This window comes from Candidatus Parvarchaeota archaeon, assembly GCA_016866895.1.
Taxonomy (GTDB): domain Archaea; phylum Micrarchaeota; class Micrarchaeia; order Anstonellales; family VGKX01; genus VGKX01.
Map to the genome: position 1 here is coordinate 1 of VGKX01000124.1, position 3,795 is coordinate 3,795.

Annotated in this window: 3 protein-coding genes; 1 reads left to right on the forward strand and 2 read right to left on the reverse strand. The window is 49.5% G+C overall.

Annotation, left to right across the window (positions count from 1 at the left end):
• The coding region (locus FJZ26_04800) for a hypothetical protein (protein MBM3229724.1) at positions 1 to 546 on the reverse strand (546 nt) is incomplete at its 3' end.
• A gap of 41 nt (positions 547 to 587) precedes the next feature.
• On the reverse strand, positions 588 to 1,685 hold the full coding sequence (locus FJZ26_04805) for an AAA family ATPase (GenBank protein MBM3229725.1): 1,098 nt from the start codon (positions 1,683 to 1,685) through the stop codon (positions 588 to 590).
• Between the two features lie 409 nt (positions 1,686 to 2,094).
• On the opposite strand from FJZ26_04805, the gene FJZ26_04810 reads away from it, so the two are divergent.
• A partial coding sequence (locus tag FJZ26_04810; protein ID MBM3229726.1) for a hypothetical protein occupies positions 2,095 to 3,795 on the forward strand: 1,701 nt, incomplete at its 3' end.

Below are 3,795 nucleotides of genomic sequence, written 5' to 3' on the forward strand. Positions count from 1 at the left end.
CCCCTCTATGTTAAGCAAACCATAGGAGAGGTTTTTTACGTTGGTGCACGGGACTTTTTCAACAATTCTTATGACAGAGTTTTCTCCCGCGTGCACCTCCCCGCGCCTGTAGTAGGCGCCTTGAACCTCTATTTTGTCGCCAATGCCAATCTCGCCTTGCACCCTGTCAGACTGCTGGCCCCAAAGCACGCATGTTGCCTCGTTTTTGCCATCGGAGTCGCCCATTACAATGCGCACCGACTTGGCGCCAGAGCCGCCTGGGGGGTTGTAGATTGGATATATGCGCCTTACTATACCTTCAACATCAAAATTTCGCTGTGCGCGATTGAGCTGCGAAATGGAAATTTTTTGCCTGCTTAAAACCCCGTTTATTGCGGCAAGAAGATTTACTGCAGTGGCTTTAGGAATCAGATTATAGTGTTCAGAAACCGTCTTTTCAATTTGCGCTTCAAGCCCCGGGCCGTAGATTTGAAGCAGCTTTGCGTAGTTTTCAGACTCCTTGTATGAAAGGGCTGCGTTGCCTTGTTTTGGGTCTTGGCCTTGCATTGCAAACACTTGAAGAAAAATCCAGATATGTAAGAAGCATCTTACGCCAGTGCGATTTCCCTTGTTCTACCGTGCGCAAGTTGCAAGTGCTGAAGATTGAGGAAACCGCCTGCCACAAGTTTTTCAATGTAGTTTCGCGCGGTTCTTTCCTCTATTTTTTTCTCTGAAAGAATTTTGTAGAGCCGGCCGCTTTCTATCCTGCCGCCATTTGACTTGACACTGGATATGATTATTTTTTCATTATCCGAAAGCAGCTCAATATCCCTGTTTCTTATTTCCTCAAGCACCTCGCCTGACACGGATTTGACATGGCTTACCTGAACTTTTTTTACCCCCTCTTTTTCTGCCAAGCGCCCTGCCTTCCAAAGTGCCGCAATTGACACGCGCGCATCCCCGTTGTTCTTTGCACCGATTGCGGCGCACACCGGAACGACTTCCAAGTCAAGGGCGTTTGGGAAAAACGCCTCAGATGCCCTGCTAAAAAGTATGTCCTTAAGCTGTGCCGGGGTGTATTTTTCGAAGGCAAGCTTCCTGAACCCGACAGAGCTGTTAATCCTCTGGTCTGCTCCAGAAAGGAGGTTTGCGTCGTTTGTGATTCCGATAAGGCCAAAGCTGACGCCAAAAAGCTCGCCTGAGCGTGCAAAGTCGTAAAGCACCTTCCACTCGTCCTTTTGCGACACGAAAAGCCTGTCTATTTCATCAAGCACAAGCACTGGAACGCGCTTTTCCATCCTGCAGATTTGACCTATCCTATCCAGTATTTCATCGGCCGCAATCCCGCGGCGCGGAAGAATCTCCCCAAGCTTGGTTGCAACAAAATTGAGTATTGAAAAGCGGGTTGAAAACTCCCAGCAGTTGACGTAAATTGGGACTGCTTTTTGAGTGTACTGCGCAAGCTGGAGAAGCACATGGCGGCTGCAGCTTGTCTTGCCCGTGCCAGAAGAGCCGACAAGAAGAAGGTTTTCAGGCTTTTTGCCAACAGGGATGTTCCTAAGCGCATAGGCCAGTTCCGTTATGTAGCTTTGCCTGTGGACAAGGGCGTCCGGCAAATATTCAGGAGTGAGCGCAGACTCGTTTTTGAAAATTGCCCCCGACTGTGCATCAGCCCGCGCGGCAACTTCCCTGAATATGTTTTGCATGGAAAGAAATTGGCCGGTCAGTTTAATATAATATATAGTAAGGCGGCTGATGTGCCGGTTTTGTGTTTCGTGTTGCTGGCTTTTTGGTTGTCAGTTTTGTGTTGCTGGCTGTTTGGTTGTCAGTTTTGTGTTGCTGGCTGTTTGGTTGTCAGTTTTGTGTTGCTGGCTTTTTGGGTGCCTGATTCCAATTTTTGGGTCGTTTCACCTGCTTTGCAATGCTCAAATGCTTTGCAAACTGGGACGACTGCTTTCTGCCTCATTGCAGCAGGCGGCTGCAGGCAGGCAGGGTGTTTTCACGCCGGGAAAGCTTGTTTTCCTTTTAAACGTTTTGGTATCGTTCGCCCCCAGCCGCACAAAAAATTCCCTATTTAAATACGAAAAATCCGCAGGTTTAGACAGGTGATTGAAAATGGATGCAATAAGGCATGCAAAAATAAATTTCAAATTCGTGATTTTGATTGCGCTACTTGCACTTGGCTTTTCAAGCGTGCAGGTCTATGCACAGCAGCAGCAGGGAAGCTCAATAACTGTGGTTGCACCGCAACTAAATGAGCAGACAATAAGTGATATTGCAATAAAGGAGATTGCAAGGATTTACAACCCGGTTCAGTTGCGCCCGGGCTGGAACCTGATTAGCGCACCAACCCCAAGCTATGACAGGCTGGACAGCTCAAGCTGCAGCTTGCTTGGGCCTTACTACCACTACAACCCCTCGACAAAAAGCTACGAGACAACTGGCAAGCCTACAATGAGCGAGGGATATTGGGTTTACAGCACAAACAGCTGCGAGCTGAGGTTTTTCAGCTTTGGCGACATGATTGCAATAGCAGATACCTACAAGCTTGGGGCTGGCTGGAACCAGATTGGCCTGCCTTTCAACGCAAACCAGAATATCAATGAAATAGAGGGCAGCTGCAGTATTATTTCCGGCCCCTACGCATTTGACACAAAGGCAAATGATTACTACAGGACTGACGAGCTTTCACGGGGCAAGGGCGTGTTTGTCAAAGTCAGCGACGAGTGCTCGCTGAAGCTTGGAAACATGCCGCCTGTTCCGCCACTGCCGCCGCAGCCAACAAACAACACAACAACAAGCGGGGCGGACATTGCCGTAATTTCACTCAAGCCAATCCAGACACAGCAGGTTAATGACGGCAGGAGGCTTGTCCAGTTTGAGAAAATGTACAAGAACATGGGCGGCAGGACATCAAGCCAGTTTAGCGACATATTGTATATAGACGATGCTGGCCAGGGCAGGGGGGCATTCAACCCACTTGAGCCAGGGCAGGTAGTCACAACCGGGCATGGAGTCTATGCCTTGCCTGGCTGGCACACTGCAAAAGTTGTGCTTAGCACAGATGGCGAGGACACTAACCCGTCCAACAATGAGATGGCCAAAAAGTTCTATGTTGAGCCAATTGGAGTGCCCCCAAGCGGCACAATTAGCATAATAGCCCCCAACGGCGGTGAAAACTGGCAGGTCGGCAAAGCCTACACAGTTGGCTGGAGAACAGACGGCTTGACGCAGTATGCAAGCATTTACCCGACAATTTCATTTGTTGACTCAAGCGGGGCGGTCTTGTCAAGCTTCAAGGCGGATAAGACTTTTGTAAACCCGGACGACTCACGATTTGGGAGGGCTGATTTCACACTTGGTGATAGCTCGATGGTTGGCAAAAAAGTGCAAGTCAGAGTTTCATTTGAGGCAAATGGCGCAAAGTACTCAGGTGCAAGCAACTACATCAGCATCACAAATAGCGGTCAGGCAAGGGCTTGTGCAGGCACAACAAGCCTTGTTTCAGAGGGCCCGCTAGGCGGAAGTTCATATGGGGACTTGGGGCTTGACGTTTCAGCGCACCCCGAAATCCTCAAGTACAGGATACAGTGGTTCTCAGGCGGCTGGTCAGACTGGTACGTGCCGGGAACAACAGACGTTGACTGGAAGACAAACGATGATGGGAGCAAGAGGCGCGTATGGGCTTACTTTGCAGACCACAACCACGAGTATGAGAAGTGCAGTGCTTTGATAATAAATCAGCCACCCGTCATTGTAAGAAAGCTTGAAGGCCCGGCAAGCCTTGATGTACTTTCTGTTGGCGCCTGGAAGGTG